Genomic DNA, 2635 nt, shown 5'->3' on the forward strand with positions numbered 1-2635 from the left:
GCAGATGCCGTAGGCGCCCAGCGCGGCCAGGCCCTGGTGGGCTTCTTTGGGGAAGTGGTGTTCCTTGTCCCAGCGCGCGGCGTTCGGCCACAGCTCGGTCTGGGCAAAGTCGCGCACCGCGTCGCGGATCATTTCCTGGTCTTGTGTCAGCAGCATGGGTTGTCTCCAGAGTTGTTGTTCGTGATGAAGGGGGCCTTACCAGTGCGTGGCACGGCGGCCATCGTGGTGCAGCAGGCGGCCCTTGTCAGCCGGGGTGACGCTGGCCAGCGTGCTGCGCAGGCCGCGCACGCTGTCTTCCACCGTCAGCGGTGCCGTGCCACCACCCATGTCGGTCTGCACCCAGCCGGGGTCGATGGTGACCAGCGTGGCGCCAGGGTAGTTGTGCTGTGCCGCTGCCACCGCCATGTTCAGCGCGGCCTTGCTGGTGCGGTAAAGCCACGCGTCGCTGTTCGGCACGCTACCGATCTGCGACATGGACGATGACAGGAAGGCGAACACGCCACCCGCATCGGCCACCAGCGGCGCCACTTGCGGAATGGTCTGCATGGCGCCCAGCACGTTGGTGTGCATGACGGCATCAAAGTCTTGCTGCGTGGGCGGGGTAAGCGCGTTGGGGCGGCGGATGATGCCAGCCACATAGATCGCCAGATCGAGCTTTTCACCGTCGAGCTGCCAGGCCAGGCCGCTCACGCTGGCGGGGTGGCCACGTCCACCGTGAGCACGTCAGCGCCCAAGCTCTGCACGCGCTCGCGCCCCGCGTCGTCGCGCACGGTGGCGATGACGCGGCGGCCGCCTTCGGTGTACTGGCGCACCAGCTCCAGCCCAATGCCGCGCGATGCACCGATGATGAGGATGGACTTCATGGCAGGTATTTCAGTCAAGTAGGCCTCTAGCCCGGATATTTCACCGTAGTAGAGCCACAAACGAGGACGGCATTGCCCTTGTGTGCCCGAAAATCCAGGTGTCGAATCTTGATCAACGAGCGGGCAATGCCGAAGCCAAACTGTACCGAAGAAATTGACGTTGGGAGCATGGACTTTGGCCGGTTGGGCCGGCGCGTGGTGCAGGGGTGTTTTGACGGCGGCAGCATGACCAGCGATGGTGGCGTGATGCTGCTTGGCCAGGTCGATCGCAAGCTGGGCTTGATGGATGCGGCGGCGCGCTGCATCGCCGATCCGCGCAATCCGCTACTGATCACGCACGACGTGCGCGACATGTTGCGCCAGCGGGTGTACGGCCTGGCGCTGGGCTGGGAAGACCTCAACGACCACGGTGCTCTGCGCTGTGACGTGGCTGTGCAGACGGCTGTTGGCGTGGACCACGAGATTGCCAGCGCGCCTACGCTTTGCCGACTGGAGAAATGGGCCGACCGTGCCACGGCGTGGCGGCTGCACGAGGTGTTGGTCAATCAGTTCATCGCCAGCTTCGAGAGCGCGCCCGAAGAGTTGGTGCTGGACTTCGACGCCACTGACAACCCGCTGCACGGCCAGCAGGAGGCTCGCTTCTTCCACGGCTACTACGACAGCTACTGCTACCTGCCCCTGTACGTGTTCTGCGGCCAGCAACTGCTGTGCGCCTACTTGCGGCCCAGCAACATCGATGCGGCGCAGCACGCTGGGGCTATCCTCAAGCTGCTGGTGCGCCGACTGCGCCAGAGTTGGCCGCAGGTGCGCATCGTGTTTCGGGCCGACTCCGGGTTCTGCCGCCAACGCATCCTGAACTGGTGCGAGCGCGCCGGCGTGCACTACATCGTGGGTCTGGCGCGCAATGCACGGCTGCAGGCGCGCGTGGCGTTTGCCGAACTCTCAATGAAAGACGAATACGAGCGCAGCGGGGCCAAACAGCGCATGGTCGATGAATTCGACTACGCCGCACAGAGCTGGCCGCACGAGCGGCGCGTGATCACGCGGCTTGAATGGGGCGCGCAAGGCTGCAACCCGCGCTTCATCGTGACAAACCTTGCCGGTGATCCCCAGGCGCTGTACGACGGCGTGTACTGCCAGCGCGGCGAGGCGGAGAACCGGATCAAGGAAGCGCAGGTAGGGCTGTTCGCCACGCGCACGAGCTGCCATGTGCTGCGCTCCAACCAACTGCGCATGCTGCTGGCCGCGCTGGGCTACGTGCTGGTAGAGAGGCTGCGCGCGTTGGCGTTGCAGGGCACAGAGCTGGCCACGGCGCAGATCGACACGCTGCGCATGAAGCTGCTCAAGGTGGCGGCAGTGGTGACGCGCAACACGCGGCGCATCCGCCTGTACCTGGCCTCCAACTGGCCCAGTGCGCAGACCTTCGCGCACGCCATGAGCCAGCTGCGCTCACCCTGAACACACCAGCAGCGCCTGGCCGGCGCGATGAAACAAAAACGGCCCGCAACCCAAGCCGGGGTGGGGGTCAGTGCGACCGCATTGCGCATGCCAACCATCACACCCATGGCTGCGGCCAACATCGTGGCCTTGCTCGCTCAAATCCGCGCCGCGATGCCCCGCTGCGCAGGCCGTTGCCTACATGCGTGAAATATCCGGGCTAGCGCTTATCCAGAAAGCGCAAGCAGCTATGCTTTCGATAGCAAATCACTCAATGCGCATGGCCGGGGCGAGGCAAGAACCTTCAGTGGAGCAGGTAGCCTGCGTACTCAAAG

Annotated in this window: 4 protein-coding genes; 1 reads left to right on the forward strand and 3 read right to left on the reverse strand. The window is 64.8% G+C overall.

Annotation, left to right across the window (positions count from 1 at the left end; genetic code table 11):
* From QZZ29_RS12835 to QZZ29_RS11560, 3 genes are all read right to left on the reverse strand, one after another.
* Nucleotides 1-156: acyl-CoA dehydrogenase family protein (locus QZZ29_RS12835; protein WP_366479539.1), on the reverse strand; the 156-nt coding region annotated here is incomplete at its 3' end.
* 39 nt (nucleotides 157-195) lie between these two features.
* Complete coding sequence (locus tag QZZ29_RS11555; RefSeq protein ID WP_291383438.1) at nucleotides 196-690, reverse strand: SDR family NAD(P)-dependent oxidoreductase; 495 nt, start codon at nucleotides 688-690, stop codon at nucleotides 196-198.
* Nucleotides 687-863 carry an SDR family NAD(P)-dependent oxidoreductase gene (locus QZZ29_RS11560; protein WP_291383439.1) on the reverse strand — a complete coding sequence of 59 codons (177 nt, stop codon included), beginning with the start codon at nucleotides 861-863 and terminating at the stop codon, nucleotides 687-689. Before QZZ29_RS11560 ends, QZZ29_RS11555 begins: the two co-directional genes overlap by 4 nt.
* Before the next feature lie 126 nt (nucleotides 864-989).
* On the opposite strand from QZZ29_RS11560, the gene QZZ29_RS11565 reads away from it, so the two are divergent.
* The gene (locus QZZ29_RS11565) at nucleotides 990-2321 is read left to right on the forward strand and encodes an IS1380 family transposase (protein ID WP_103737289.1); all 1332 of its coding nucleotides are present in this window, start codon (nucleotides 990-992) and stop codon (nucleotides 2319-2321) included.
* The last annotated feature ends 314 nt before the right edge of the window (nucleotides 2322-2635 follow it).

The sequence above is a fragment of the Demequina sp. genome (assembly GCF_016278765.1).
GTDB lineage: Bacteria > Actinomycetota > Actinomycetes > Actinomycetales > Demequinaceae > Demequina.

What these genes read in the sequence shown, in the direction of transcription:
- QZZ29_RS11565 (WP_103737289.1), top strand. Translation starts at nt 990, where the DNA reads ATGCCGAAGCCAAACTGTACCGAAGAAATTGACGTTGGGAGCATGGAC.
- QZZ29_RS11560 (WP_291383439.1), bottom strand. Translation starts at nt 863, where the DNA reads ATGAAGTCCATCCTCATCATCGGTGCATCGCGCGGCATTGGGCTGGAG.